General features: G+C 70.9%; 25 protein-coding genes and 1 tRNA gene. 19 read left to right on the top strand and 7 right to left on the bottom strand.

Annotation, left to right across the window (positions count from 1 at the left end):
• Positions 1–121 precede the first annotated feature (121 nt).
• From LCN96_RS42270 to LCN96_RS42240, 7 genes are all read left to right on the top strand, one after another.
• Entirely contained in the window at positions 122–304 is a 183-nt protein-coding gene (locus LCN96_RS42270) for a DUF1918 domain-containing protein (RefSeq protein WP_225268028.1), read from the top strand.
• Positions 305–313: 9 nt separating this feature from the next.
• On the top strand, positions 314–721 hold the full coding sequence (locus LCN96_RS42265) for a YjbQ family protein (protein ID WP_225268027.1): 408 nt from the start codon (positions 314–316) through the stop codon (positions 719–721).
• A 117-nt stretch (positions 722–838) separates the two neighbouring features.
• Entirely contained in the window at positions 839–1,267 is a 429-nt protein-coding gene (locus LCN96_RS42260; protein WP_185102419.1) for a DUF3052 domain-containing protein, read from the top strand.
• Positions 1,268–1,298: 31 nt separating this feature from the next.
• Positions 1,299–1,760, top strand: a complete 462-nt coding sequence (locus tag LCN96_RS42255) for a peroxiredoxin (protein WP_225276173.1) — start codon at positions 1,299–1,301, stop codon at positions 1,758–1,760.
• A 34-nt stretch (positions 1,761–1,794) separates the two neighbouring features.
• Positions 1,795–2,112 carry a hypothetical protein gene (locus tag LCN96_RS42250; protein WP_225268026.1) on the top strand — a complete coding sequence of 106 codons (318 nt, stop codon included), beginning with the start codon at positions 1,795–1,797 and terminating at the stop codon, positions 2,110–2,112.
• A gap of 303 nt (positions 2,113–2,415) precedes the next feature.
• Positions 2,416–3,357, top strand: a complete 942-nt coding sequence (locus LCN96_RS42245) for an ROK family protein (protein WP_225268025.1) — start codon at positions 2,416–2,418, stop codon at positions 3,355–3,357.
• Positions 3,358–3,374: 17 nt separating this feature from the next.
• Positions 3,375–3,446, top strand: a tRNA-Val gene (locus tag LCN96_RS42240).
• A gap of 59 nt (positions 3,447–3,505) precedes the next feature.
• On the opposite strand, the gene LCN96_RS42235 is transcribed toward LCN96_RS42240, so the two are convergent.
• Positions 3,506–3,658: a hypothetical protein gene (locus tag LCN96_RS42235; protein WP_225268024.1), complete on the bottom strand. Its 153-nt coding sequence runs from the start codon at positions 3,656–3,658 to the stop codon at positions 3,506–3,508.
• Between the two features lie 1,273 nt (positions 3,659–4,931).
• Between LCN96_RS42235 and LCN96_RS42230 the strand changes: the two genes are divergently transcribed.
• On the top strand, positions 4,932–6,593 hold the full coding sequence (locus LCN96_RS42230; RefSeq protein ID WP_225268023.1) for a TROVE domain-containing protein: 1,662 nt from the start codon (positions 4,932–4,934) through the stop codon (positions 6,591–6,593).
• Positions 6,594–6,907: 314 nt separating this feature from the next.
• Positions 6,908–7,297: a VOC family protein gene (locus tag LCN96_RS42225; RefSeq protein ID WP_225268022.1), complete on the top strand. Its 390-nt coding sequence runs from the start codon at positions 6,908–6,910 to the stop codon at positions 7,295–7,297.
• A 54-nt stretch (positions 7,298–7,351) separates the two neighbouring features.
• Here LCN96_RS42225 and LCN96_RS42220 read toward each other — a convergent pair whose 3' ends face one another.
• Positions 7,352–8,059, bottom strand: coding sequence for a LysR family substrate-binding domain-containing protein (locus LCN96_RS42220; RefSeq protein WP_225268021.1), 708 nt, complete (start codon positions 8,057–8,059; stop codon positions 7,352–7,354).
• 54 nt (positions 8,060–8,113) lie between these two features.
• On the opposite strand from LCN96_RS42220, the gene LCN96_RS42215 reads away from it, so the two are divergent.
• From LCN96_RS42215 to LCN96_RS42200, 4 genes are all read left to right on the top strand, one after another.
• Positions 8,114–8,485, top strand: a complete 372-nt coding sequence (locus LCN96_RS42215) for a DUF5997 family protein (RefSeq protein ID WP_225268020.1) — start codon at positions 8,114–8,116, stop codon at positions 8,483–8,485.
• Between the two features lie 31 nt (positions 8,486–8,516).
• A complete protein-coding gene (locus tag LCN96_RS42210) occupies positions 8,517–8,855 on the top strand; it encodes a hypothetical protein (protein ID WP_225268019.1) in 339 nt (112 codons plus the stop codon).
• 196 nt (positions 8,856–9,051) lie between these two features.
• Complete coding sequence (locus tag LCN96_RS42205) at positions 9,052–9,783, top strand: DUF7873 family protein (RefSeq protein ID WP_225268018.1); 732 nt, start codon at positions 9,052–9,054, stop codon at positions 9,781–9,783.
• 508 nt (positions 9,784–10,291) lie between these two features.
• Entirely contained in the window at positions 10,292–10,576 is a 285-nt protein-coding gene (locus LCN96_RS42200; RefSeq protein ID WP_225268017.1) for a hypothetical protein, read from the top strand.
• Positions 10,577–10,788: 212 nt separating this feature from the next.
• On the opposite strand, the gene LCN96_RS42195 is transcribed toward LCN96_RS42200, so the two are convergent.
• From LCN96_RS42195 to LCN96_RS42180, 4 genes are all read right to left on the bottom strand, one after another.
• Positions 10,789–11,766 (bottom strand): aldo/keto reductase, encoded by a 978-nt coding sequence (locus LCN96_RS42195; RefSeq protein WP_225268016.1) that lies wholly within the window; start codon positions 11,764–11,766, stop codon positions 10,789–10,791.
• Between the two features lie 118 nt (positions 11,767–11,884).
• Positions 11,885–13,177, bottom strand: a complete 1,293-nt coding sequence (locus tag LCN96_RS42190; protein ID WP_225268015.1) for a vanadium-dependent haloperoxidase — start codon at positions 13,175–13,177, stop codon at positions 11,885–11,887.
• A 77-nt stretch (positions 13,178–13,254) separates the two neighbouring features.
• Complete coding sequence (locus LCN96_RS42185) at positions 13,255–14,637, bottom strand: aminotransferase-like domain-containing protein (protein ID WP_225268014.1); 1,383 nt, start codon at positions 14,635–14,637, stop codon at positions 13,255–13,257.
• Positions 14,638–14,742: 105 nt separating this feature from the next.
• Positions 14,743–16,665, bottom strand: a complete 1,923-nt coding sequence (locus tag LCN96_RS42180) for a hypothetical protein (RefSeq protein WP_225268013.1) — start codon at positions 16,663–16,665, stop codon at positions 14,743–14,745.
• Between the two features lie 118 nt (positions 16,666–16,783).
• Between LCN96_RS42180 and LCN96_RS42175 the strand changes: the two genes are divergently transcribed.
• Positions 16,784–17,260 carry a GNAT family N-acetyltransferase gene (locus LCN96_RS42175; protein WP_225268012.1) on the top strand — a complete coding sequence of 159 codons (477 nt, stop codon included), beginning with the start codon at positions 16,784–16,786 and terminating at the stop codon, positions 17,258–17,260.
• 57 nt (positions 17,261–17,317) lie between these two features.
• Here the strand turns inward: LCN96_RS42175 and LCN96_RS42170 are convergent, their stop codons facing one another.
• Positions 17,318–17,605 carry a hypothetical protein gene (locus LCN96_RS42170; protein ID WP_225268011.1) on the bottom strand — a complete coding sequence of 96 codons (288 nt, stop codon included), beginning with the start codon at positions 17,603–17,605 and terminating at the stop codon, positions 17,318–17,320.
• 202 nt (positions 17,606–17,807) lie between these two features.
• On the opposite strand from LCN96_RS42170, the gene LCN96_RS42165 reads away from it, so the two are divergent.
• From LCN96_RS42165 to nirD, 5 genes are read left to right on the top strand one after another with little or no spacing between them, the layout of a single operon-like run.
• Positions 17,808–19,121, top strand: coding sequence for an MFS transporter (locus LCN96_RS42165; protein ID WP_225268010.1), 1,314 nt, complete (start codon positions 17,808–17,810; stop codon positions 19,119–19,121).
• Positions 19,108–21,150 carry a molybdopterin oxidoreductase family protein gene (locus LCN96_RS42160; protein ID WP_225268009.1) on the top strand — a complete coding sequence of 681 codons (2,043 nt, stop codon included), beginning with the start codon at positions 19,108–19,110 and terminating at the stop codon, positions 21,148–21,150. The genes LCN96_RS42165 and LCN96_RS42160 overlap by 14 nt, the downstream gene beginning before the upstream one ends.
• Positions 21,147–22,541: an FAD-dependent oxidoreductase gene (locus LCN96_RS42155; protein WP_225268008.1), complete on the top strand. Its 1,395-nt coding sequence runs from the start codon at positions 21,147–21,149 to the stop codon at positions 22,539–22,541. The genes LCN96_RS42160 and LCN96_RS42155 overlap by 4 nt, the downstream gene beginning before the upstream one ends.
• Positions 22,538–24,967 (top strand): nitrite reductase large subunit NirB, encoded by a 2,430-nt coding sequence (gene nirB / locus LCN96_RS42150; RefSeq protein WP_225268007.1) that lies wholly within the window; start codon positions 22,538–22,540, stop codon positions 24,965–24,967. Before LCN96_RS42155 ends, nirB begins: the two co-directional genes overlap by 4 nt.
• A complete protein-coding gene (nirD, locus tag LCN96_RS42145) occupies positions 24,964–25,311 on the top strand; it encodes a nitrite reductase small subunit NirD (protein ID WP_225268006.1) in 348 nt (115 codons plus the stop codon). The genes nirB and nirD overlap by 4 nt, the downstream gene beginning before the upstream one ends.
• Positions 25,312–25,467: the final 156 nt, after the last annotated feature.

The following is a 25,467-nucleotide window of genomic DNA, read 5'->3' as shown; positions in this document are numbered from 1 at the left end:
CACACGCCACCGCCCCCGTGGCTGGTAACAATTCGGCCATCATTTGATCTCCCCCACCCCCCACGGCAAAACTTCGGAATCGCTCTTTTCGTCCGGCTATCCGCGTACCAATCTGGGAGGTATGAATGCGACGGTTGGCGACCGGCTCCTGATGCACGGGAATACCGTTGGCGAAAGGGACCGGGGCGGCGTAATCACGGAGGTGCAGGGCACCGACGGCGGGCCTCCGTACATGGTCCGGTTCGACGACGGGCACACCGGGCTGGTGTTTCCGGGCCCCGATGCCGTGGTCGTGCCTAAGTAGGATTTCCGTGTGAGATCTGAAATCATCTCTGTGGCCACGGGTTCACGCGAGACGGTGCACGACATCACGGCCGAATGCGCCGATTTCGTACGTGCCCAGGGTGAAGACGGCCTGCTGCACGTCTTCGTGCCGCATGCGACGGCGGGCGTGGCACTGCTCGAGCTGGGGTCGGGCAGTGACGACGACCTGCTGGCGGCGCTGCGTGACCTGCTGCCGGCCGACGACCGCTGGCGTCATGCCCACGGGTCCGAGGGACATGGCAGGTCCCACGTGATGCCCGCGCTGATCCCGCCGTACGCGACGATCCCCGTGCTGGGCAAGCGAATGGCGCTGGGTACGTGGCAGTCGGTCGCCTTGATCGATCTGAACGTCGACAACCCGCAACGCCAGGTTCGCCTGTCGTTTTTGTCTGATTGATTCTGACCGACTACGGCCGTACCCGTGGCGACCGTTGACGACTGAGGGTCACAGCGTGTGGACTGTGCCGAAGCGATAAACCGCATAAGCGGGGCCACTCAAGCAGGAGGGATAAACGTGAGCGCGACCGCGGGTCAGGCGCAGGGCGAGCGCGGCCTGGCCGAACGACTCGGCCTCAAGTCGGGTCAGGTGGTGCAGGAGATCGGTTGGGACGAGGACGTCGACGACGAGCTTCGTGGGTCCATCGAAGACCTGACCGGCAACGAGCTGCTGGACGAGGACAGTTACGACGTCGTGGACGTCGTGCTGCTGTGGTGGCGCGACGGCGACGGGGACCTCTTCGACGCTCTCACCAACGCCATGCGATCACTCGCCGATGGCGGCCAGATCTGGCTGCTGACTCCCAAAGCGGGGCGCGAGGGCCACGTGGAGCCGAGCGACATCGGGGAGGATGCCGCCACCGCGGGTCTCTCGCAGACGAGCAGCATCTCGGCCGCACCCGACTGGTCCGGGACCAGGCTCGTCCCGCCGAAGGGCAAGAGGTAGGAAGCTTGAGCGCCTGCCGTACGGCAGGATGATGGCTGTGAACGCACATCCTGCCGAGGTCGGCGCCCTGGCTCCGGATTTCGAGCTGCAGGACCAGCACGGCACCCCGGTGAGCTTGGCTCAGTTCCGGGGCGAGAAGGTCGTGCTGGTCTTCTACCCGCTGGCGTTCAGCGGGACCTGTTCCAGCGAGCTGTCCGCGCTGCGCGATCAACCGATCGAGGGCGCGCGGCTGCTCACCGTCTCCGTCGACTCCGTCTTCACGCATCGTGCGTGGGCGGATCGTGAGGGTTACACGTTCTCCCTGCTCTCCGATTTCTGGCCACACGGACAGGTCGCGCAGGCGTACGGTGTGTTCGATGATGAGAAGGGGCTCGCTCGACGGGGGACCTTCATCATCGACGGTGAGGGCGTGATCCGGTGGTCGGTGGTCAATCCGATCTCCTCCGCACGCGACGTCGCCGACTACATCAAGGCACTCGCCGATATTTCGTGACCTCACGGTGACCTCGTGACTTACGGAGGGAAGGATGCCCTGCTACCGCTGCGGGGCCCGGCAGACGGACCCGGTGCGTGGCGCCAGCCCGTGGCAGCGCGGGGTGCGCAACGAGTCCCAGGTGCTGATCTGCCCGGACTGTCAACGGCTGCACGACCTCGATCTCGACTCCTGCACCACCTGCGCCTCCACGGCACTGATCTGCCGGCTGGGCGAGGTCGAGTGCAGGTCCTGCGGGGCGGTGTGGCTGGCCCGCTCGTCCGAGGCCCTGGACCCAGCCCCCGTGGCACCGCCACCCGGGCTGTCGGCTGAGGTCGAGGCGGCACTCAACCGGGTGCTGGGACGGGCCTGAGCAGCCCTGTGAGCCCGGCCTGGGGCCCAGGGGTCTCTGCGCATGCCCGTCATGTCCCCATCCCGCCCTGAGCCGTCTCACGCAGGAGCTGGGGAACGTGTGAGCGCCCGGCACGCCGCGGGCCACCTCGACCAGCCCTGGATCGGCCCTGGATCGGCCCTGGATCAGTCCTGGACCAGACGTGGAGGACCACCCCACCGTCGGGCGAACACCACCGACCCAACCCCCGATGCGGCGCTCCAGACCACCACACCCTTTCCAGACATTTACTGAGCTGCGCTATCGTCTCCTTTCGTGTCCGCTATGAGTTCGTTCGTCGTCGCGCTCGACGTCGGTGGCACGTCCATGAAGGGCGGCCTGGTCAGCGAGTCCGGCGCGGTGCTGCTGAGCGAGCGGCGCCCGACCCCCCGAACCGAGGGCCCGGAGGCGGTCGTAACGGCCATCTCCGACTTCATCAGCCACCTGGCCGCCTCGGGCGACGGCAACCCGGCCGGCGTCGGCCTGGCCGTGCCGGGACTGGTGACGGACAGCTCGGCCGTGTACGCGGCGAACCTCGGCTGGCGCGACGTCCCGGCCTCCAGCTTCACCACCCTGGACATCCCGGTCATGCTGGGCCACGACGTCCGCACGGGCGGCCTGGCCGAGAGCATCCTCGGCGCCGGCCGCGGCCTGACGGACTTCCTCTTCCTCCCCATCGGCACCGGCATCGCCGGCGCCTCGATCATCCGCGGCGAACCGTACGGCGGCTCCTCCGGCTGGGCCGGCGAGATCGGCCACACCCCGGTCTTCCCGGACGGCGAGCAGTGCGCATGCGGCCAGTTCGGCTGCCTGGAGACGTACGCCTCGGCCGCCTCGGTCGGCCGCCGCTACAGCCAGCGAGCCGGCGTGGAGGGCGTCAAGGCCGAGCAGGTGGTCTCCTCGGACGACCCGATCGCCATCGAGGTCTGGGACGAGGCCGTGGAGGCGCTCTCGCTGGCCCTAGCCACGTACACGCTGCTGCTCGACCCCTCGGTCATCGTCCTCGGCGGCGGCCTGGCGGAAGCCGGCCCGGCCCTGTTCGACCCGGTCCGCACCCGCCTGATCAAGCGCCTGGCCTTCCGCGAGGCACCCCCGCTGGTCCCGGCCGCGCTCGGCGTGGACGCCGGCATGCTGGGTGCGTCATTGCTGGGCTGGCGTGCGGCGGGGCGGCCTGAGCTGGGGCCTGGGTGGGCTTTGGATGTGCGATCGGGGCCGTTGGTGTCGTAAGGTGTAGTGCCGATCAGGGGCGGTTAGCTCAGCGGTAGAGCACTCGCCTTACAAGCGAGGGGTCACTGGTTCGAACCCAGTACCGCCCACCTGCATCAAGAAGCCCCACAGCGATCATGCTAGGGGTTGTCGCGCCATCAACGTGCCATCAGGTCACGCGGGCGAGCACTCCTGAAGATCCATCTTCGTCGTCCGGGTTGCTCTGGTTGATCTCGTCGCTCATGGGATCGGCGATCTTGCGATCGGCTTCTGCTGTGCTGTGTCGATAGATCAGCGCGGCGCGGACGAAGTCGTGTCCCATCCGTTGCATGAGATCTTCGAGACTTGCGCCGGAGCCGGCGGCGTTTGTGTCGCCGGTGTGCCGGAGATCGTGGGAGTGCAGGCCCGGGAAGCCGATCTTCCTAGTGCGTCGGCTGCCGGGTCGGTGAACTGGTCGAGGTGATCGCGGAGCGCCGGGATGATCGCTGCTGGCATGGCGACCGTACGGGCTCCCGCCCGGGCGTGCGGCCCGGGGGCTGGTCCCGGCCGGCGGCAGCGCCGGGCCGCCACGCCGACCGCCGTGCGCGCCGTACCAAGTGACCCGCCGACCTCAGCGCCGCGCCCCTCGCCTGACGCTAATGGCGCCGACGCCGTAGCAGCATGATGGCGACTACGACAGCCATCACCAGGACCGCGATGAGCAGCGCTTCGTACCAGCCCAAGCCCAGCATGCATCCGCCCTTCAGCCGCGATCGCTCAGATCACAGTGTCCGCAGGTGCGGGGCTGGTCAAGGTCTGATGCCTCCGGCGGGGGCCTCGGCTCCGGGATGATCGCGACAAGCCCAGGTGGTCAGTGACTGGCGTAGGTTCGGTCTTCGCGTCTGCCTCATCCCAGGCAGAGCCCAGCGGACCAAAGACCGCGGGCCGAGGGCCGTTGTTCCAGTGGGGAGCTCCATCCCTGCCGCAGCCATGCCCTGGCATTTCCTAACCCGGCGAATAATCAGATGTGGCGCGCCACGCAGATCGCTAACGTTGAAGACAGCTTACGAAGCCCGGAAAAGCGCGGGTCGAATGGGTGTCGGTTATCTTGTGGGAAGAATAATCCGGTGCCCGCTTCCCACATCCGCGCCCCCACGGGCCAAGTGAGCTGGTCAGGTGTGGTGCCGGCACGGGTCGAAGTCCTGTCGGTTATCCACTGATAATGGGGTGGTCGCAGGTTCGAGTCCTGCCCGGAGTTCCGGCTCCGGTAGCTCAGCTGGATAGAGCACCTAAACGCCGGTGGGCGTCCCCATATCCGTGCCGGTTCCCTACCTGATCGCTCGTCAGTTCTGCCAGGGTCACGGGTCGAATCTCTATCGGTTATCGCCTCAGGAGCGGGTGACGCAGGTTCGAATCCTGCCAGGCCGGCCACCACCGGCCTGTCGTCCAGCGGCCCAGGACGCCTCAACGGCCGGTAGGGTCCCGCCACATCCGTGCCCCTGGCAAGGCTGACGAGCGCCGTACGGGGGAGCGGGTCGAAGCTCATCGGTCATCGGCATCCGCTCCCTTTCGCATATCCGCTCCCTCCGGCGGGTCGAAACGAAAGGAACGCCACCATGGCACGCGACCCTCTCGCCGCGGTATCGGCGATCGCGACCCCGCAGTCCCAGCCGATCCCCGGCCGTACCGGCCAGATGCGGAACGCCGCCGGCGGTTACGTGTTCGCCAAGGACCTGTGGACCAGGCTGGAGGACTTCCTCATCCTGGGCACGACGGGCGGCACCTATTACGTCGGAGAGGACAAGCTGACCGCTCAGAACGCCGGCGTGCTGTTCCAGGCCATCGCCGAGGACGGCCCGCGCGTCGTCCGGCTGCTGACCGAGATCTCGACGGCCCGTCCGCCGCGGGCGCCGAAGCAGCGGCCGGCCCTGTTCGCGCTCGCCGCGGCGTACGCGGAGGGCGACGCCGACACCCGGCAGGCGGCGAAGGTGGCGCTCGCGAAGGTGGCCCGCACCACGGATCATCTCGCCCAGTTCTTCGGCTACTACAAGAACCTGGGAGGCAAGCCGACCGCTCGCGGTATCGCTCCCACGGCCGGGCGCTCGCTGCGTACGGCGCTCGGCTCGTGGTTCCTGACCGGGACGGCGGACGACGTCGCGTTCAAGGCGTGCAAGGCCCGCCAGCGCAAGACACCGCTGGGCGAGAGCTTCGACCTGCGGGACGCGTTGCGCATCGCCCACCCTGCCGCGGACGACGAGCAGCGCAGGACCCTGTTCGGCTGGATCGCCGGGAACGTCGGCGACGACCGGGCACGGGAGGTTCTGCCCGCCGTGGACCGCTTCCTGACCGCGAAGGCCGTCACCACGCCGGCCGAGGCGATCGAGGTCGTGACCACGGCGAAGGTGCCGTGGGAGTTCCTGCCGGACTCGGTGCTCAAGGACCCGTCCGTGTGGGAGGCGCTGATCGAGACGATCGGCATGACCGCCCTCATCCGCAACCTGGCCCGCATGACCCGGCTGGGCACCCTCAAGCCGATGGGGGCTGCCACCTCGCGGGCGGTGCGGCGGCTCACGAACCGGGAGGCGATCGTGCGCGCCCGCATCCACCCGATGGACGCGTGGCTGGCCATGCGCGTCTACAAGTCGGGCGTGGCGCAGCCGAACCCGCGGGCCGCCCGGCAGACCTGGCACCCGGTCCCGGAGATCCTGGACGCGCTGGAGGGGACGTACGAGGCCGCGTTCGGCACCGTCGAGCCTTCGGGTAAGCGGCTGCTCGTCGCGGTGGACTCGTCCGGGTCGATGTCGTGGGGCGGAGGCGTCCGGGTGGGCGGGTCGCCGATCGGCTCGCCGTACGAGGTCGGCAACGCGATGGCCGTCATGCTCGCCCGCATCGAGCGGGGCAACGTGCACGTCATCGACGTCGACACCTCCGTCCACGCCTCGAAGGTGACGCCGCGTACGAACCTGCGCGAGCTCGCCTCCTGGCGGCCGTCCGGCGGCGGCACCGACCTTTCGCTGCCGTTCACGTGGGCGCGTGAGCAGCGGATGGAGGTGGACGGCATCGTGGTGTTCACCGACAACGAGACGTGGGCCGGCCGGTCGCACCCGACGCAGGCGCTCGACGCCTACCGGCGCGGCGTCAATCCGGACGCGCGGGTGGTCGTCGCCGCGATGACCGCGGCCGGGTACTCGATCGGGGACACGAAGGACGAAGGTGTGCTGAACGTGGCGGGGCTGGATGCGTCGCTGCCGCTCGTCGTCAACGGGTTCGTGCGCTGATCAGCTGAGTCGTGCCCCTGACCGGGAAGGATCCCGGTCAGGGGCTTCAGCGTGCTCCCGGGTGACGTTCTGGTCTCCGTGACAGCTTGACCACGGCCCGGGCGGTGACGGCCCTCATCGGCGCGACGAGCACCGGCCGTGACTCTCGGTGAACGCACAAGCGCCGCCGATCGGGCCTTCACTTTCTCTGACACTCCACCCAAGATCGGACTCACCCCCTCTAACGTGAGGTGGGACGGTGTGGGTGACGGAGCTCGCCGCCCCAGGCAGCCCGACGATCACCCGCCGCCATGGATGCAGACGGAAGAGTAGGAATGGCGCACTACAGCAGGCTCTACAAGGTCGTGATCGATGTACCGGAGGGCGACCACGACCAGGAACTGACGTTCTGGCAGGAGGCGCTCGGTCGGACGCTGGCTCGGAACGAGCGGTATCCGGAGTACCACGGCGCCCGCCTCCATGGCGACTCCTTCGCCCTGCTCATGCAGCGACTCGGGGCAGGGCCCGCGCGGGTGCATCTCGACATCCACACCGACGACCTAGAGGCGGAGACCGCGCGTCTTGAGCTCCTCGGTGCCCGGCGTCTACAGCTGGTGAACGATTACTGGTGGGTCATGGAGGACCCCGCGGGCCTCCCCTTCTGCGTCATTCCGCAGCCTCCGGGCCTGCTGAACGATCAGAATGCCCAGCGCTGGGAGGTCTGATCCGTGGAACGGGCTCCAAGCGGCTCACTCCCACCGCCTGGGCCCGGCGTGTGGTTACCGGGGGCGGGAACCCCGGCCCCTGCGGGCGGAGCCGTTCTGTGCGGGCTTCCTGGCCTTGCGCTGGGCTGGCTTCTGCGCGGGCGCGGGAGCGGTACGGCCGCGGGAGCTGTTCACCGTCCGGCCGCGGACGATGCCGATGAAGTCCTCCACCAGGTCGGTGGTGGCGTCCGCGAGCCAGGCCAGCGCGACCTGCGACTGCGGCGCGTCCGTCACCGGCCGGTAGGTGAGGTCGCGGCGGTGGTGGAGGCGGGCGAGCGACTGCGGGACCAGCAGGAGCCCCGTGCCGGACGCCACCAGCTGCACGGCGTCCGCGGTCGTGGCCGGATGGGTGAACGCGGGCAGCCCCGGGCGTGCCGGCCACTCGATGGTGTCGTCCAGAGGGTGGAACACCTCGTCGTCGGCCAGGTCGGCGGTGGTCAGCTCGTCGACTGCGGCCACCGCGTGGTCCTTGGGCACCACGACCACCGTGGTCTCCACGTACAGCGGGATCACGCTGAGGCCGTCGCGGTCGACCGGGAGCCTGACGAACGCGGCGTCGGCGCCGCCCTCGCGCAGCAGCCCCACCACCTCGGCGGCGGGGGAGGAGACCAGGGTGATCGGTATGTCGGGCATCCGCTCGGTCCAGACGTTGACCCACTTGGCGGGTGTCACCCCGGGCACGTACGCCAGCCGGAACACCTTGCCGGTCTCACCATCAGTCACTTCCACAGGGTACCGATGTCAGAAAACCCGTCCCGACTGGCTACCCTTGGCGACATGACCTCGTCCAAACCGAAGAGCGTCCAGACGATGAAGCCCGAGACCGCGGCCAAGAAGCTGGGTGTGCTCTGCTCGGCCACTCCCGCCGAGTTCCAGGCGGGCGTCGTCTCCAGGGACGAGCTGAACGCGTTGCAGGCCAAGCCGCCCGCCTGGCTCGTCGAGCTGCGCCGCAACGGCCCGCACCCCAAGCAGGTCGTCGCCGCGAAGCTCGGCGTCTCCATCTCCGGGCTGGCCAGGGCCGGGATCACCGAGCCGCTCACCACGGCCGAGATCGACGCGTTGAAGGCGGAGAACCCGCAGTGGCTGGAGCATGAGCGGGCCGTGCAGGCTGAGGCGCGCAAGGAGGCGCAGCGGCTGAAGCAGCGCTGAGGCGATGAGCGCGTGACGGGATCGTGTGGGTATGGGTGCCTGGGTCTACGTACGCGGATGGCTGGAGTTCGCCGGGCAGCGCGCTGAGGCGATGGACATCATCCGGCGGGGGGAGCCGGAGGGGTGGGCCTTTCCCGAAGGTGGCTGGCTCGACGCGGCCTGTTATGCGCGTGGGGTGCGCGATGCCGATGAGGTTCTTGTTCCGCTCCGGCGGATCGCCGCGTTGCCGGCCGTGGACGAGGACGGCGATCGTGTCTGCGGCCTGTTCTTCGCCTATCGCGAGGGAAGCGGTCAGGAGGAGTGGCAGGTCCGCGATGGTGATGTCATCATCGGGGCGGCCTCGTCCCGCTACGACTATCTGTGGCGGTAGGCGTGCGTACGTAGGCCCAGAGCATCAGCGCGGCACCGGACAAGCAGCATCCGAGGCCCAGAATGAGCAGCGTGTGGGACGCCCGGCGAGGTCAGCTTGCCGCCGCGCCAGTCGTAGGCGACCAGCACGCTACCAAGGCGAGTTGCGGCGAAATAATCGGGTGTGGGGTGGTCCGCGATGGCTCTAGGGTTTGGACGTGACCAAGCTCAACCAGATCCTCGCGGTCGAGAAGGGTGTGAAGTCGGACGTCCAGCGCAAGGTGACGGACGCCTACCACCAGATCCAGAAGGCGCCGCTGCTCTCCGGCATCTCCCGCACCTACCAGCCGATCGACGACGAAGGCGAGCAGTTGCCGCCCGAGTCCACCCGCGTGCAGGTGCAGGCCGACGAGGTGCTCAAGGGCGTCGGAGCCGCTCTGACGCGGCTGTTCGACGTGACCGCCACCAAGGACTGGGCCAACTGCGAGGCCAGGGCCGACGTCATGATCGACGGCGCGGTGCTGCTGGCGGACGTGCCGGTGACGTACCTGCTCTTCCTGGAGAAGCAGCTCACCGACGTCTACACGCTGGTCTCCAAGCTGCCGACGCTCGACCCGGCCGAGACGTGGTCGCGGGACGAGGCCACCGACACGTGGCGGACCGATCCGGTCAAGACGACGCGCACCAAGAAGGTGCCGCGCAACCACGTGCTGGCGGAGGCGACCGACAAGCACCCCGCGCAGGTGCAGGTCTACAACGAGGACATCGTCGTCGGTTACTGGACGAAGGTGAACTTCTCCGGCGCGCTGCCGCAGCGGCGGGTCAACGAGCTGCTGGCGCGCGTGCAGAAGCTGCAGGACGCGGTGAAGTACGCCCGCGAGGAGGCGAACGGCACCGAGGTCGTCGACAGGAAGGTCGGCGAGAGGGTGTTCGCCTACCTCTTCGCCTGAGCCGGGCTTGTCCGGGCTTCGAGTGAATTACGCTGAAGACTCCCTCGCCTCGTGCGAGGGTGCGCAAGGAGCGCAAGCTGAGGCTGAGGCCTGAGGCTGACATGGCGGTGACAGTGAAGGTTCGAGTCCTTCCCGGGGCACCCGCGCCCCGGTGGCCCAACTGGCAGAGGCGGCCGTCTTAATTTCAGATTCTCGCTCTAGATTCAGCATTGATCGTCGAGTGCCAGATCGATCGGGACGGGCTGTGGATGTTGAGATGCCGGTTCGAATCCGGCCCGCCGCTCTTCACCATGCGGCGGTGGCTCAATGGCAGAGCGCGCGTCGTAAGAGCTGATCCGTGCCCTTAAATGCCGCTGGCGCTCACATGTGGCGGTCGTTCTCAGGCCCCTCGGATGGGTAGATCCGGGGGGCCACCGCCTTCCTGCGGGGCGACAAGTCGCTGACTCAGGGTTATCGGTCAATAGCACAGCGTAGTAGCGTCCGGCGTGTGCAAAGAACAAGTGGCGCCATGTCCCTGCTCGCCCTCCTGGCGAGTCCCGTGCTGGTGTCCGTGACGGGCGGCCCCGTGACGGCGGCCGCGCGGGCCGGGACCGCTCCCGACTGCATCGCCCGGGTGGCCGACGAGCAGCCGCACGGGCTGATCGTCTGGCTGCGCAACGGGTGCGGCAGGACCATGCGGGTCAAGGTCATCATCCGCGGCGGGTTCGACGGGCCCTGCGTGGCGCTGGCCAACGGCAAGTCCCGCGAGTGGACGTTCGAGATGGGGTCGTACGACAAGACCGTCACCTGCTGAACACCATGCGCGGGGGGCCCTTGCCTGAGCACGTTCAGGGGCAGATGGTGGAGGTACTCATCCGCGCATGAGTCATGAGACCGCCCGGAGTGGATTCTCCGGCGGGTTGTCCCGCCCGGACAGCGAGATGGGTGGCGGTGGCCGTTGAGGTCACCAGACCTGCCGCCGCTTGACGGTGCCTCTGCTGGGCCGGGCGGGACGCTTGGCCGTACCTACCAGCGGTGGTGGACCTGCGGGCGGATCAGCTCGTCGTAGACGTCGCGGACGGCGGCCAGCGTGGCGGCGTCCAGCGGCGGCACCGCGTCGGCGGCGGCGTTGGCGCGGGCCTGGGCCGGGTTGCGGGCGCCCGGGATGACCACCGACACGCCCTCCTGGTCCAGCACCCAGCGCAGCGCGAACTGCGCCATGGTGACGCCCTCGGGCACCAGGGGCGCCAGGCGGCGCACCGCCTCCAGGCCGGTGCCGAAGTCCACGCCGGAGAACGTCTCGCCGACGTCGAACGCCTCCCCGTGCCTGTTGTAGCTGCGGTGGTCGTCGGCCGAGAAGGTCGTGTGCTCGTCGTACTTGCCCGACAGCAGCCCGCTGGCCAGCGGGACCCGCGCGATGATGCCCACCCCGGCCGCGCGGGCCGCGGGCAGCACCTCCTCCAGCGGCTTGAGCCGGAACGCGTTGAGAATGATCTGCACCGACGCCACTCCGGGCCGCGCGATGGCCGTCAGGGCCTCCTCGCACGTCTCCACGCTCACCCCGTACGCGGCCAGCTTCTTCTCCGACACCAGCGTGTCCAGCGCGTCGAACACGGCGTCCGTCGAGTAGACCGGCGTCGGCGGGCAGTGCAGCTGGACCAGGTCGATGGTGTCCACGCCCAGGTTCCGGCGCGAGCGCTCGTTCCAGGCGCGGAAGTTGGCCATCACGTAGTTGGCCGGGACCTGCTCCATCCGGCGGCCCATCTTGGTGGCCACGGTGACCTCGGGATGGTCCTTGGCGAAGCGGCCGACGATCTGCTCGCTGCGCCCGTCGCCGTACACGTCGGCGGTGTCGATGAAGGTCACGCCCGACTCGACCGCCGCGCTCAGGGTGGCGACGGCCTCGTCCTTCGAGACCTCGCCCCAGTCGGCGCCGAGCTGCCAGGCGCCGAGCCCGACCACGCCGACCCGGCGCCCGGTGCGTCCCAACACGCGCTGTTCCATATGTCCACCTCACAGATGAGTGCCTGACCAGCACCAGTGTCCCGGATGTGGAGGAACGGGGCACACCCCGCCCCCGGGTGGTGGGAGGAGCGGGGTGCACGATCGAGAGGGGCGGGGGTCAGCGGGGGCAGGCGCCCGTGTGGGTGGGGCCGGATTTCAGGAGCAGGCGCTTGGCGAGGATCTCCGCCGCCACGTCCGCGCCCATCGCGAGCCCGTCGAGGTTGCTGAAGGAGAAGTGCAGCCCGCCGACCACGCGCGAGCGGCCCGCGTCCGCCGCCGCGGCCGAGAAGCCGGCGAACTGCCTGCGCCACGGCTGCCCGGTCGCCGGATCGACCGGCGCGCTGTCGCTGACCAGCGCGAACGGGATCCGGTCGGCGCAGAAGAAGCCCGCCAGGACGGCCGCGCCCGCGCCGCTGAAGGAGCTGTGGCCCGAGATGTACTCGGGGGAGCCGCCCGCGCTGCCGGCCCGCGCCCGCCAGCCCGCCACCGGCTCGGTGTAGGGGTTGCCGTCGGTGTCCGCCTGCTGGATGGCCGCCGTGGGCCGCCAGTGGCGGAAGGCGAACTTCGTGCCGGCCGTCGGGATCGAGGTGTCGGCCAGGGCCATGCCGAGCAGCGCGAACAGCCGGGACTCCTCGGCCAGCGGCAGCGGCCGGTCCACGGCGAGCGCGATCTTGACCCACTCGCCGGGCGGCTGGGCCGTGCCGGCGGGCAGCGACCAGTATTGGTAGAGGGCCGACTTGTCCGGGTCGGCGATCGCGGCGTCGCCGAGCAGCCTGACCTCGGCGAAGGCCGCCGCGTAGTCGAGGCTCGCGAGCGCGGGCGGGCCGTCGCCGACGTACGGGGCGGCGTCGGCGATGCCGAACGGCTTCATGTTCCGGTATTGCACGCCCGTCCACGCCTGCCCGAACACGCCCGGCCCCGTGCCCGCGGGCTGCGTCTCCACCGGTGACGAGCCGTCGCCCTGCCTGGCCGCGTGCACGTCCCCGCCGACGCGCTCGCCCCACGCGCGGCCGTCGGCGACGCGCGACCCCGCCCCCAATCGGGCCAGGTCCGCGTCGAGCCGCTCGGTGAGCGTGACCTCCTGGCCCGGGTACAGCCGGGTGAGCACGGCGTGGGCCGCCGCCACCGCCGCGGCCTGCTGGTCGCCGCGGGCGGGCGCGCCCTGCGGGTCGCGCAGCGCGGGCGTCCTGGCCCGGTGGTCGCCGCGGGCGGTGGCGATGCCGTTGACGGCGTCGTACATGCCGAGGTTGACCATCGCGTACGTCCTGGCGGCGTCCGCGTCGGAGGCCCGCTCGGCACGGACGACCCGCAGGGCCTGCTCGTTCCACGCCCGTACCGGGTCCACGTCGGCGGCGGTGGCGGCCGGCGGGGTGAGCGGGGCGAGGAGCAGCAGCGCGACGAGCCTGTTCATGAGATCCCCTTCCGCGGTGCGGAGCCGATCACTGAAAGATGCGCCTCACGCGCCGCTCCCGCCACTACCCCGGCCGGTCATGCGGCTGTTCGGCGGGCCAGGCGGTGCTCGTCCAGCGTGCGGGTGAGCGCGTGCAGCGCCCGGCGCAGCGACACCCCGTCCAGGTGGCCGAAGCCGAGCACGATCCCGTTGCCGGGCTGCGCGTCGGGGTGGTGGTAGGCGGCCAGTTCGCAGACCTGGACGCGGCGGGCTTGCAGCGCCGCGGCCACCGACGGGGCCGGGACCGACACCGGGAGCAGCAGCGTGGCACTCGCTCCGGTGCGCGCGCCGAGCAGCCTGGTGTGCGGGTACGCCTCCAGGGCCTGGCGGACGAGCGCCCGCTTGGGCTCGTACTGGGCGGACAGCTCGGCCACCCGCGCGGCCACGCAGCCGGACCTGAGCAGGTCCGTCACCGCGAGCTGGGAGGTGATCGACGGCCCCGCCGGCATGAACTGCTCGATCTCCCCGGCCAGCCGCCGCGGCACCACCGCGAACGCCAGCCGCAGCGTCGGCGTCAGCACCTCGGCGAACGAGCCCACCATGGCCGTGGACCAGGTGTCGCCGAGCGCCGGCACGCCGGGCAGCCGGTCGGGCGCCGCCGCGAACAGGCCGTCGAAGGCCGGCTCCAGCACCAGGCCGCCGCTGTCGCGCGCCCACTGGGTCAGCGCCAGGCGCCGTTCGAGCGGCATCCGCGTGCCGAGCGGGTCGCCCCGCTCCGGCAGCACCACCACGATGTCGCAGGCGGCGGGGATGCGGTCGGTACGCGCGCCCGAGCCGTCCACGGGCAGCGGCAGCACGGTGCCGAGCCGGGAGAGCGCCGCCCTGAGCTTCGGTGGCGCCGGATCCTCCAGCGCGATCACCGGGTCGGGGCCGCCCTGCGCGCGCAGGATCAGCCGCAGCGCGTCCACGGGCGCCGGTGTGACGATCACCTCGTGGCCGTCGAGATCCAGGCCGCGCGCCTCCCGGAGGTGGGAGGCGACGGCGGCCCGCAGCGCGGGTAGGCCCGTGGGCGGCAGCCCGCCGAGCGGCGGGCGGTGCAGGCCGGCGCGCCGCCAGGCCGCGCGCCACGCGGCCAGCGGGAAACCCTGCGTGCTGGGCCGGTCCAGGCACAGGTCGATGAGCGGCTCGCCGGAGTCGGCCGAGCGGGGTGCCGGGCCCGCCGGCGCGCACACGTACGTGCCGGAGCCGTGCCGCCCGGCGATGTAGCCTTCGGCCAGCAGCCGCTCGTACGCGGCCAGCGCCACCCCCCGCGAGATCCCCAGCACGCGAGACAGCGTGCGGGTGGACGGCATCCGGCTGCGGGGAGCCAGTTGCCCCCGCACGATGGCCCTCCTGAGCTGGGCGGTGAGCTGATCCTGCAGCGGCTCGGGCAGGTCACGCTCAAGATGGATGGGTACGCTGAGCCTTTGCGGATGGCGCATGGATGGTCCCCCAGTCGACGTACGGAAACAGGCCCCCGTAGTAGGAGGCGTGACATCCCGTTCCACGCCGTGCCAGCGTCATCGGGGCGGGTCATCAGGGGCGGGTCATCGGGGGCGGTAGGAGCAGCGCACCCCGGTGTGCACGGTGGCGCGCAGTTCGTCGCCGATCGTCCGGTCCACGGCCGAGATGCGGGCCAGTGCCCGCCTGATCGCCTTGCCGACCGCGATCCTGGCCCGCTCCTCGCTGCCCGCGAACGGCCGGGCCCGGCCGTTCATGCCGGTCGCGGCGGCCAGCTCCGCGATCAGCCATTCGCGTTCCATCCGCAGCGCCGCCGCCCGTTCCAGGTCGTGCATCGACTCGTGCTCGTCGATCTCGGCCTGCAGCCGGGTCAGCCGCCGCCGGTAGGAGTCCCTGGCCAGGTCGTCCAGCAGCGGCTGCACCGACTCGCGCGGGCCCTCGCGCCGGCCGGTGCCCGCCGCCAGGTCCGCGGCCGGGATCTCGTGGCCGGGGTTGGCGGCCAGCATGGCCAGGTGCGCCATGCCGACGCTGTGGTCGACCAGCGCCACCCGGCCGTTCAGCTCGACGTGCCAGTGCCGCCCGTCGCGGCGGAAGCGGCACGCGCCGTCCGCCTCCGGGGGCCGCCCGACCACGGCGGGCAGCACCATGCCCAGGTCCGCGGCGTCGCGGGCGGCGGTGGCCAGCTCCGCGCGGGCCGCCTCGTCGGCGGGGCCGTCGCGCAGCGCCAGCGCCTGGCCGAGCCGGCAGCGCGACAGCGTGGCGGCCGGCCAGTGGCCCAGCGCCAGGTTGTCGTGCACGGCGGCGCGCAGGTGCCCGATGGCCAGGTCGAGGTCGCCGGTGGTGAGCGCGGCCATGCCCAGCGGGTGCCGCACGGAGCCGAAGCAGGCCACGCCGAGGCTGGCGATCACCGGCAGGTGCGCGTACGGGCTCAGCAACGCGTACGCGCCGGCGGCGGTGTCGGCGTCCTGCAGCAGGTGCGCGGCCTCCACCAGGCAGTACATCGCGATCATCCAGGAGCTGGAGCTGGGCAGCTCCGCCAGGTCCCGGCCGCGTAACCGGGCCAGGTGCCCGGCCGCCAGCCGTCGGTCCCCCGCGACGGCCGCGGCCAGCGCCAGGGCCGCCACGTAGGAGTTGTCGATGGGGCTGAGCGTGGGGGAGTTGACCAGGTCGGCCAGGGCCGGCAGCAGCTCGGGGGCGCGGCCCTGGTACCAGCGGATGGCGCCGAGCTGGCCGCCGTACCAGCCGATCGCGTCGACGTCGCCGGCCGCCACGCCCCGCTCGAAGCACGCGGCGGCCCTGCGCTCGGCCTCGTCGAGCCGGCCCGCGCGGATGGCCAGCATGACCTCGATCGCGCGGGCCACGAAGTCGATCGCGAGGTGCGGGTGAGCGTCCAGGAGGGTGCGCAGCTCCTGCATGCAGCGCTCCGCGTGCGGGTCGGCGGCCAGGTAGAGGTCCACCGTGCGCCACATCAGGCCCATGATCAGGTCGCTCCGGCGGCCGGTCACCGCCGCCTGGCCGATCAGCTCGCCGGCCAGCTCCATCCGCAGCGCCCCGTGCTCGGGACCGAGCACGCAGTGGTGCGCCAGGCTCAGCGCCTCCGCCAGCGCCAGCGGGTCGCCCGAGCGCCTGGCCAGGTCCAGCAGCCGCAGGATGCCCTCGTGGGTGCCGGCGCGGTAGTCCTCTTCGCCCTGGATGCGCAGCCGCAGCCGCAGCGCGAGCGCGGAGCCGGGGTCCACCTGGGACAGGGCGTGCCGCTGGCGGACTCGTACCTTCTCCCACTCGACCGCCGTGCGGTGCTCGTGCACCCAGATCCCGCCCAGCCCCAGCGCCGCCTGTGCGAGGCCGGCCCGATCGCCGCACGCCTCCGCCTGTGAGTAGGCCGTGTCGAACCAGCGCCTGGCGCGCTGCAAGTCGCCCTCCTCGAACAGCGCGCGCTCGCCGCGGACGAGGGCCGCCTCGAGGTCCGGGCATGACGGCGGGCCCGCGCCCAGCCCTTGTGCAACGCTCACGATTCCCGCTCCCCTGTCGGTCATCCGGAATGAGCGTCCCCACGCCGGTCCGAATACCGTTCTAGGCAAAGCGCGTATGGGTACGGAGCGGGGTTCGACCACGCGTAGCCTCAATGCCATGATTCGTCCTGCCACCCCCGCTGACGTGCCCGAGATCGTCAGCATGATCCGCGAGCTCGCCACGTACGAGAAGGCCGCCCACGAGGTGCGCGTGACCGAGGAGCAGCTCCACGACACCCTCTTCCGCGACCACCCCGCCGCCTTCGCGCACATCGCCGAGCAGGACGGCGCGGTGGTGGGCTTCACGCTCTGGTTCCTCACCTACTCCACCTGGCGCGGCACGCACGGCATCTACATGGAGGACCTGTACGTCCGCCCGCAGCACCGCGGCGGCGGCCACGGCGTCAGCCTGATGCGCAAGCTGGCGGAGATCTGCGCCGAGCGCGGCTACCAGCGCCTCGAATGGGCGGTCCTCGACTGGAACCGGCCGAGCATCGACTTCTATGAGAAGCTCGGCGCGGTCAACCAGGACGAGTGGTACCGCTACCGGCTCACCGACGAGCCGCTCGCCCGCCTGGCCGCCCGGCGCGACTGAGCCGCGCACGCGTCACGCAGGTCACGTACGGTGACGTGACCTGCGTGACATCTCCGGTTAAACGCCGGCGTGCGAGCGGGACCGGGTGCTCTCCTGCTCGAACATCCCCACTGACGACTCATCGAGATCGCGGTGGGTCTCCTCCATCCGCAGTGCCACACCCACGGCGAAGAATGTGGGCGCCCACTCCCCGATGAAGATGCCCCAGCGGTCGGCCCGGTCCAGCCCTGCCGCCTCGGCCTTGGTGGACAGCAGCCAGCTTCCGAAGGCCAGGCCGATCGAGCAGAGCCCAGCGGTGTACATGTGACCGGACTTGATGCCCATGTCATGCAGCTTTTTGATCATGTTTCCCCCCTTGCTCATGTGCAGTTACCCCAGGGCAGGGCAGGTAACCGATCATTACGGGCGTGTTTCCGCGGTGACGCTTGTGCGCGGCTTGTTACCGAGGTGAATCACACGTAACCGGCGCACAGCCACGCAGGGTCAGAGTGCGTAACGAGCCCTTCCTACCTTGGAGATCCCCGGACGCCGAACGTAGGAGAGGTCGATGGCGCGCTGGATCGCCGAGTGGCATCCCGATGACCCAGCATTCTGGGAGAGTTCAGGCAAGCGGGTCGCCCGCCGCAACCTGATCTTCTCGATCGTCGCCGAGCACCTCGGCTTCACGGTGTGGACGCTGTGGAGCATCGTGGCGACGAAGATGGGGTCGTACGAGTTCACCACCGATGAGCTGTTCTGGCTGGTCGCCCTGCCGAACCTGATCGGCTCGGTGCTGCGGGTGCCCTACACCTTCGGGCCCGCCAAGTTCGGCGGGCGCAACTTCACCGTGCTGAGCGCCCTGTTGCTGCTCATCCCGGCGGTGCTGCTCGGCGTGGCGGTGAACAACCCGCAGACGCCGTACTGGCTCTTCCTGGTCATCGCGGCGCTGGCCGGCTTCGGCGGCGGCAACTTCGCCTCCAGCATGGCCAACATCACCTACTTCTACCCGCGCAGCAAGCAGGGCGTCGCGCTCGGCCTGAACGCCGCGGGCGGCAACATCGGCGTCAGCTCCGTCCAGCTCGTCATGCCGCTGGTGATCGGCTCGCTCGGGCTGGCCGCGGCCGGCTGGTTCTGGATCCCGTTCATCGTCGTGGCCGCCGCCTGCGCCTTCTTCTTCATGGACAACCTGACCAGCGCCAAGGCCAACCCCCGCCAGCAGCTCGCGGTGGCCGGCAAGGCGCAGACCTGGATCATGTCCTTCCTCTACATCGGCACGTTCGGCTCGTTCATCGGCTACTCCACCGCCTTCCCCCTGCTGAGCCAGAGCCTCTTCCCCGACGCTCCGTACGCCGCGGTCGCCTTCGCCGGGCCGCTGGTCGGCTCGCTGATCAGGCCCGTCGGCGGCTGGCTGGCCGACAGGCTCGGCGGCGCCCCCGTCACGCTGTGGAACTTCGCCGCCATGGGCGGCGGCGTCCTGCTCGTCTGGTGGGCCAGCACCTCCGGCAACTTCTGGATGTTCTTCCTGTCCTTCCAGCTCCTCTTCCTCACCGCCGGCATCGGCAACGGCTCCACCTACCGGATGATCCCGGCCATCTTCCAGGCCAAGGCCATCGCCGAGCGCGGCGACGAGACCGAGGAGACCCTGCTGCACGGCAAGCGCCAGGCCTCCGCCGCCATCGGCATCATCTCGGCGGTGGGCGCGCTCGGCGGCTTCCTCATCAACCGGGCGTTCGGCATGGCGTTCGCCGCCGCCGGCACCCCGGCCCCCGCCTTCCTCGCCTTCGGCGTCTTCTACGTCGCCTGCCTGGCCCTGACCTGGTGGTGCTACACCAGGACGGTCGGCGTCAAGGTGATCGCGAGTCTCTCCTATGCCCGGATCTGACGTGCCCGCCAAGACCCACTGCCCGTACTGCGCCCTGCAGTGCGGCATGGAGATCGGCCCCGGGCTGGCCATCACCCCCAGGACCGACATCCCGGCCAACGCCTCGGGCGCGCTGTGCCAGAAGGGGTGGACGGCGGGCGAGCTGCTCACCAACGGCGAGCGCCTGACCACCCCCCTCCTGCACGGCGAGCCCGTGGAGTGGGACGTCGCGCTGGACTACGTGGCCTACCGGCTGTCCGCCATCCGCGCCGAGCACGGCCCCGACGCCGTGGCCGTGTTCGGCGGGGGTGGGCTGACCAACGAGAAGGCGTACACGCTCGGCAAGTTCGCCCGCGTCGCCCTCGGCACCAGCCAGATCGACTACAACGGCCGCTTCTGCATGTCCTCGGCCGCCGCCGCCTCCATCAAGGCGTTCGGCCTGGACCGGGGCATGCCCTTCCCGATCACCGACCTGGACGACGCCGACGTCGTGCTGATCGCGGGCGGCAACGTCGCCGAGACCATGCCCCCGTTCGTCCGCCACCTGGACGGGCCCCGCCTGATCGTCATCGACCCGCGGCGTACCCAGACCGCCAAGCTGGCCTGGCTGCACCTGCAGCCCACGCCCGGCACCGACCTGGCGCTCGCGCTCGGGCTGCTGCACCTGGCCATCGCCGACGAGCTGGTCGACGAGGAGTACGTGGCCGCCAGGACCACCGGGTTCGACGAGGTACGCACCTCGCTGTCGGCCTGGTGGCCCGAGCGGGTCGAGCGCGTCACCGGGGTGCCCGTCCACCACATGCGGCAGGCCGTCAGGGCCCTGGCGGCCGTGGACAAGGCGTACATCCTGACCGGCCGCGGCGCCGAGCAGCACGCCAAGGGCACCGACACCGTCACCGCGTTCATCAACCTCGCCCTCGCGCTCGGCCTGCCCGGCAGGCAGGGCTCCGGGTACGGCTGCGTGACCGGGCAGGGCAACGGCCAGGGCGGCAGGGAGCACGGCCAGAAGGCCGACCAGCTCCCCGGCTACCGCAAGATCGACGACCCGGCGGCCCGCGAGCACCTGGCTGCCGTCTGGGGCATCCCGGCCGAGGACATCCCCGGGCCGGGGCGGTCGGCGTACGAGCTGCTGGACGCGCTCGGGACCCCCGAAGGGCCGAAGGCGCTGCTGCTGTTCGGCTCCAACCCCGTCATCTCCGCGCCCGCCGCCGAGCACGTCGCCCAGCGCATCGGCGCCCTCGACCTGCTCGTCACCTGCGACTTCGTCATGTCCGAGACCGCCGCCCTGGCCGACGTGGTCTTCCCCGTCACCCAGTGGGCCGAGGAGAGCGGCACCATGACGAACCTCGAAGGCCGCGTCCTGCTCCGCCGCCAGGCCACCACGCCGCCCGAAGGCGTCAGGAGCGACCTCGACGTCCTGGCCGGGCTGGCCGCGCGCCTCGGCCACACCTTCGAGACCGAGCCGGTCAAGGTCTTCGACGAGCTGCGCCGCGCCAGCGCCGGCGGGCCCGCCGACTACTCCGGCATCACCTACGACCGCATCGCGAACGAGACCGGCGTGTTCTGGCCCTGCCCTGATCTGGGCCCTTCCGCCGAGCACCCAGGCACACCCCGCCCGTTCCTCGACCGGTTCGCCCACCCCGACGGCCGCGCCAGGTTCGTGCCCGTCCAGCACCGGCCCGCCGCCGAGGAGCCCGACGAGGACTACCCCGTCTACCTGAGCACCGGCCGGGTGCTCGCCCACTACCAGAGCGGCGCGCAGACCCGCAGGATCGCGCCGCTCGTCCAGGCCGCCCCCGAGCCGTTCGTCGAGCTGCACCCGGACCTGGCCGAGCAGCTCGGCATCACCGCCGGGGACATCGTGCGCGTCAGCAGCAGAAGAGGCCAGAGCAAGGCCGTGGCCAGGATCAGCGACGCGATCAGGCGCGACACCGTGTTCATGCCCTTCCACTGGGAGGGCGCCAACCGGCTCACCAACCCGGCACTCGACCCGACGTCGAGGATGCCGGAGTTCAAGGTCTGCGCTGTCAGGGTGGAGAGGGACTCATGAGGCTCGTCGTCGTGGGCAACGGGATGGCCGGATCGCGGCTGGTCAGCGAGGTGCGCGCCCGTGACCCGCACATGAAGATCACGGTGTTCGGCGCGGAGTCGCGCCAGCCGTACAACCGGGTGCTGCTGTCGAACGTGCTGGCCGGCAGCTCCCGTCCCGAACAGGTGCGGCTGCTCGACCCCTCCTGGTACGACGCGCACGACGTGGAGGCCGCCTTCGGCAGCGCGGTCGCGCACCTCGACAGGGACACCCGGCACGTCGTCACCGAGGACGGCCGGCGCGAGCCGTACGACCTGCTGGTGCTGGCCACCGGCAGCGACGCCATCGTGCCGCCGATCCCCGGCGTCGAGCGGGCCATCCCGTTCCGCACCCTCGACGACTGCGAGCGGATCATCGAGTCGGCCGCGAGCGCCCGCAAGGCCGTCGTCATCGGCGGCGGCCTGCTCGGCATCGAGGCCGCCCGCGGCCTGGCCGGGCGCGGCCTCCCGGTCACCCTGCTGCACCTGGCGGGCCACCTCATGGAGCGCCAGCTCGACGTCGAGGCCGGTCTCGTCCTGGGTGAGACGCTGAACGGGCTCGGCGTCGAGATCCGCACCGGCGTCTCCGCCTCCGGCGTCGAGGAGCACGGCGTCCGCCTCGACGACGGCGAACTGGTCGAGGCCGACCTGGTCATCCTGGCCTGCGGCGTGCGCCCCGTCACCGGCCTGGCCGCCGAGGCCGGGCTGGAGGTGCGGCGCGGCGTCGTCGTGGACGACGAGCTGCGTACCGACGACCCGTCCATCTTCGCCATCGGCGAGTGCGCCGAGCACGACGGCACCGTCTACGGCCTGGTCGCCCCCGCCTGGGAGCAGGCCACCGTGGCCGCCGACGTCATCACCGGCGGCAAGGCCCTCTACCACGGCTCCCGCCTGGTCACCCGGCTCAAGGCCAAGAGCGTCGAGCTGGCCGCCATGGGCGAGACCCAGCTCGGCGAGGAGCACGCCGAGGTCGTGCGCTTCAGCCACCGGGCCCGCGGCACCTACCGCAAGCTCGTCATCCAGGACGGCCGCCTGATCGGCGCGATCGTGCTGGGCGAGAGCGACGCCGTCGGCACGCTCACCCAGCTCTTCGACCGCGGCGGGCCGGTGCCCGGCGACCGGGCCGGGCTGCTCTTCCCCGGGCTGGCCTCGGCCCCCGTGGCCGACAGCCCGACGCTGATGCCGGACGCGGCCAAGGTCTGCCAGTGCAACAACGTGACCAAGGGCCAGATCAGGGCGTGCTGGGAGGCCGGGGCCAGGGACGTGGCCGCGGTGGCGAGCGCCACCAGGGCCACGACCGGATGCGGTACCTGCCGCGACGCCGTGGAGGGCATCGTCGGCTGGCTGTGCGAGCAAGAAGGGGTTTCCGTATGAACAGGATCGTCGTCGTAGGGTACGGCCCGACGGCCCACCGGCTCGTCGAGACCCTCACGAGCAAGGGCTTCGGCGGCACCGTCACCGTGATCGGTGAGGAGCCGCGCCCGGCCTACGACCGGGTGCACCTGACCTCGTACCTGTCCGGCACCAGCGCCGAGGACCTCACCTACGAGGTCCCCGCCGGGATCGTGACCAGGCTGAACACCCGCGTCACCGGCATCGACCGCGAGGCGAGGACGGTCACGCTGGCCGACGGCGGCACCGAGCCCTACGACGTGCTCGTGCTGGCCACCGGCTCCGCGCCCTTCGTGCCGCCGGTGCCCGGCGCCGAGCACGCCTACGTCTACCGCACGATCGAGGACCTCGACGCGATCAGGGTGGCCGCCAAGGACGCCGTGGAGGGCGTCGTGGTCGGCGGCGGCCTGCTCGGCCTGGAGGCGGCCGACGCGCTGCGGGCGCTCGGGCTCAGGGCGCACATCGTCGAGATGAGCCCCTGGCTGATGCCGCGCCAGGTGGACGAGGGCGGCGGCTCGGTGCTGAAGTCGCACATCGAGGGGCTCGGGCTGGGCGTGCACGCCGGCGCGGGCGTCCAGGAGATCGTGACCGACGGCTCCGGCCAGGTCACCGGGCTGCGCAAGCCCGACGGGACCGTGCTGGACGCCCAGGTCGTGGTCTTCTCGGCGGGCATCAGGCCGCGGGACGAGCTGGCCAGGTCGGCCGGGCTGGAGGTCGGCGCGCGGGGCGGCATCGTGGTGGACGAGGGCATGCTGACCTCCGACCCCGCCATCTACGCGATCGGCGAGTGCGCGCTGGCGGGCGGCATGGTGTACGGGCTGGTCGGGCCGTGCAACACGATGGCCGAGGTGGCGGCCGACCGGATCATGGGCGGCTCCTCGGCGTTCGAGGGCGCCGACCTGTCCACCAAGCTCAAGCTGCTGGGCGTGGAGGTGGCCCAGTTCGGCGCCATGGAGGGCGCGCTGGACGTCACCTACATGGACCCGGTGGGCGGCGTCTACAAGAAGCTGTTCATCAGCGACGACGCGCGGACGCTGCTCGGCGGCATCTGCGTGGGCGACGCCTCGCCGTACACGCAGCTGCGGCCTTTCGTGGGCAAGGAGCTGCCCGCCTCGCCGTCCGACCTGCTCTTCAGCGGGGCGGGGGCGCAGCTCGACCTGCCGGACGAGGCGCAGGTGTGCTCCTGCAACAACGTGTGCGCGGGCGACGTCCGCACGGCCATCGCCGACAAGGGCGTGACCGACGTGCCCGGCCTGAAGGCGTGCACCCGGGCCGGCACGACCTGCGGGAGCTGCGTGCCGATGCTCAAGCAGCTGCTGGAGAAGTCGGGCGTCGAGGTCAGCAAGGCTCTGTGCGAGCACTTCACGTACTCGCGGGCCGAGCTGTTCGACATCGTACGGGTGCGCGGCATCACGACGTTCTCCGAGCTCATCACCCAGCACGGCACCGGACGGGGCTGCGACATCTGCAAGCCGGCCGTGGCCTCGATCCTGGCCTCGCTGCACAACGGGCACGTGCTGGAGGGCGAGCGGGCCACCCTTCAGGACACCAACGACAAGTTCCTGGCCAACATGCAGAAGAACGGCACGTACTCGGTCGTCCCGCGCATCCCCGGCGGCGAGATCACGCCCGAGAAGCTGATCGTGATCGGTGAGGTGGCCCGCGACTTCGGCCTCTACACCAAGATCACCGGCGGTCAGCGCATCGACCTGTTCGGCGCCACCGTCGACCAGCTCCCGGCCATCTGGCGGCGGCTGGTGGACGCCGGGTTCGAGTCGGGCCACGCGTACGGCAAGGCGCTGCGCACGGTGAAGTCGTGCGTGGGCTCCACCTGGTGCCGCTACGGCGTGCAGGACTCGGTGGGCATGGCCATCGCGCTGGAGCTGCGCTACCGGGGCCTGCGCTCGCCGCACAAGCTCAAGTCGGCCGTCTCCGGCTGCGCCCGCGAGTGTGCCGAGGCCCGTTCCAAGGACTTCGGCATCATCGCCACCGAGCAGGGCTGGAACCTGTACGTCGGCGGCAACGGCGGCTTCAAGCCGCGCCACGCCGACCTGCTGGCCAACGACCTGAGCACCGACGAGCTGATCAGGACCATCGACCGGTTCCTGATGTTCTACATCCGCACGGCCGACAGGCTGCAACGCACGTCCACCTGGCTCGAGTCGCTCGACGGCGGGCTCGACTACCTCCGTGAGGTGATCATGGAAGACACGCTGGGCATCTGCGCCGACCTGGACGCGCAGATGGAGCGGCACATCGCCACGTACGCCGACGAGTGGGCCGCCACGCTGGACGACCCGGAGAAGCTGAGCCGGTTCGTGAGCTTCGTCAACGCCCCCGGGGTGCCCGACCCGTCGATCGTCTTCGCCAGCGAGCGCGGCCAGATCAAGCCGGTGATGGCCCGATGAGCTGGACCACGATCTGCTCCGTCGAGGCCCTGCGGCCGGAGAGCGGTGTCTGCGCGCTGGTGGACGGCGTTCAGGTGGCCGTCTTCATGACCTACGACGGTGAGCTGCACGCGTTGTCGAACTTCGATCCGTACAGCGAGGCTTACGTGCTCTCGCGCGGCATCGTCGGCACCAGGAAGGGGGAGCCGACGGTGGCCTCGCCGTTGCACAAGCAGGTGTATTCGCTGGTGAGCGGGCGGTGCCTGGACGACGAGACGTTGTCGGTGCCGGTGTACGGGGTGCGGGTGGGGAATGGCGGGCTCGTGGAGGTCAGCCTCGAACAGCGGGTGGAGGTCGGCGTCTAGGGCTTCCTTGTGCGGTGGGACCGGCCCGGGCCGTCGGCCTGGGTGCGGTCCCTGCTGGCTTTCCGATCAGGCGGCGGTCGCCTCGGTGGGCGGTGGGGCCGGTCAGGCGGCGGCCGGCTCGATGGGGCGGGGCCGGTCAGGCGACGGTGCCCACCT

This window comes from Nonomuraea gerenzanensis (assembly GCF_020215645.1).
Classification (GTDB): Bacteria; Actinomycetota; Actinomycetes; order Streptosporangiales; family Streptosporangiaceae; genus Nonomuraea; species Nonomuraea gerenzanensis.
The sequence above is the reverse complement of the archived record's forward strand: the minus strand, read 5'-3'. Positions and strand labels throughout refer to the sequence as shown.

Excerpts from the sequence above, each read along its gene's own strand:
- LCN96_RS42270 (WP_225268028.1), top strand. The coding sequence starts at position 122 with ATGAATGCGACGGTTGGCGACCGGCTCCTGATGCACGGGAATACCGTT.
- LCN96_RS42255 (WP_225276173.1), top strand. The coding sequence starts at position 1,299 with ATGGCTGTGAACGCACATCCTGCCGAGGTCGGCGCCCTGGCTCCGGAT.
- LCN96_RS42250 (WP_225268026.1), top strand. The coding sequence starts at position 1,795 with ATGCCCTGCTACCGCTGCGGGGCCCGGCAGACGGACCCGGTGCGTGGC.
- LCN96_RS42245 (WP_225268025.1), top strand. The coding sequence starts at position 2,416 with ATGAGTTCGTTCGTCGTCGCGCTCGACGTCGGTGGCACGTCCATGAAG.
- LCN96_RS42235 (WP_225268024.1), bottom strand. The coding sequence starts at position 3,658 with ATGGGACACGACTTCGTCCGCGCCGCGCTGATCTATCGACACAGCACA.
- LCN96_RS42230 (WP_225268023.1), top strand. The coding sequence starts at position 4,932 with ATGGCACGCGACCCTCTCGCCGCGGTATCGGCGATCGCGACCCCGCAG.
- LCN96_RS42225 (WP_225268022.1), top strand. The coding sequence starts at position 6,908 with ATGGCGCACTACAGCAGGCTCTACAAGGTCGTGATCGATGTACCGGAG.
- LCN96_RS42215 (WP_225268020.1), top strand. The coding sequence starts at position 8,114 with ATGACCTCGTCCAAACCGAAGAGCGTCCAGACGATGAAGCCCGAGACC.
- LCN96_RS42210 (WP_225268019.1), top strand. The coding sequence starts at position 8,517 with ATGGGTGCCTGGGTCTACGTACGCGGATGGCTGGAGTTCGCCGGGCAG.
- LCN96_RS42200 (WP_225268017.1), top strand. The coding sequence starts at position 10,292 with ATGTCCCTGCTCGCCCTCCTGGCGAGTCCCGTGCTGGTGTCCGTGACG.
- LCN96_RS42195 (WP_225268016.1), bottom strand. The coding sequence starts at position 11,766 with ATGGAACAGCGCGTGTTGGGACGCACCGGGCGCCGGGTCGGCGTGGTC.
- LCN96_RS42190 (WP_225268015.1), bottom strand. The coding sequence starts at position 13,177 with ATGAACAGGCTCGTCGCGCTGCTGCTCCTCGCCCCGCTCACCCCGCCG.
- LCN96_RS42185 (WP_225268014.1), bottom strand. The coding sequence starts at position 14,637 with ATGCGCCATCCGCAAAGGCTCAGCGTACCCATCCATCTTGAGCGTGAC.
- LCN96_RS42175 (WP_225268012.1), top strand. The coding sequence starts at position 16,784 with ATGATTCGTCCTGCCACCCCCGCTGACGTGCCCGAGATCGTCAGCATG.
- LCN96_RS42170 (WP_225268011.1), bottom strand. The coding sequence starts at position 17,605 with ATGATCAAAAAGCTGCATGACATGGGCATCAAGTCCGGTCACATGTAC.
- LCN96_RS42165 (WP_225268010.1), top strand. The coding sequence starts at position 17,808 with ATGGCGCGCTGGATCGCCGAGTGGCATCCCGATGACCCAGCATTCTGG.
- LCN96_RS42160 (WP_225268009.1), top strand. The coding sequence starts at position 19,108 with ATGCCCGGATCTGACGTGCCCGCCAAGACCCACTGCCCGTACTGCGCC.
- LCN96_RS42155 (WP_225268008.1), top strand. The coding sequence starts at position 21,147 with ATGAGGCTCGTCGTCGTGGGCAACGGGATGGCCGGATCGCGGCTGGTC.
- nirB (WP_225268007.1), top strand. The coding sequence starts at position 22,538 with ATGAACAGGATCGTCGTCGTAGGGTACGGCCCGACGGCCCACCGGCTC.
- nirD (WP_225268006.1), top strand. The coding sequence starts at position 24,964 with ATGAGCTGGACCACGATCTGCTCCGTCGAGGCCCTGCGGCCGGAGAGC.